Raw genomic sequence first — 362 nt, 5'->3', positions numbered from 1 at the left:
CTGGTGACGGGAGGGCTTACGCGGATGGATGTGCCCGAACCCGGCCTGCTGGAACGGCTGATGGGGTATCCCGTGACGATCGGCTTGGCCGTAGCCGGGTTGGTGATCGCCCGTCGCGTTCACAGGGCACGGAAAGAAGCTGCTCGCTAGCGCTGATCCCGCTGTTCCGCCCGGGCCTGTTCCGCCCGAGCCTGCTTTGACCGCTTTCGGCCGAGGTATACCGCTGCCGCGCCACAAAGGATGCTCAGCAGGAAAAGTACCCAGGAAGCAACGGTGACGGCCGAGGCCAAGGCGACCAAACCGGCGTCGGGCGTGGCCGCGCCCACCATCGAATCGATGGCGATGTTGGACCACAAGTGGGC

General features: G+C 65.7%; 1 protein-coding gene. It reads right to left on the bottom strand.

Going from position 1 to position 362, the window contains the following annotated elements; all coding sequences use genetic code 11:
- Positions 1-146: 146 nt before the first annotated feature.
- Positions 147-362, bottom strand: a 216-nt coding sequence (locus SB772_RS39460; protein ID WP_410838448.1) for a hypothetical protein, incomplete at its 5' end; no start/stop codon positions are given.

It is taken from the genome of Paraburkholderia sp. SIMBA_030 (assembly GCF_046535245.1).
Taxonomy (GTDB): Bacteria; Pseudomonadota; Gammaproteobacteria; order Burkholderiales; family Burkholderiaceae; genus Paraburkholderia.
Note: the sequence above shows the minus strand (reverse complement) of the source record. Positions and strands in the feature narration are given on the sequence as shown.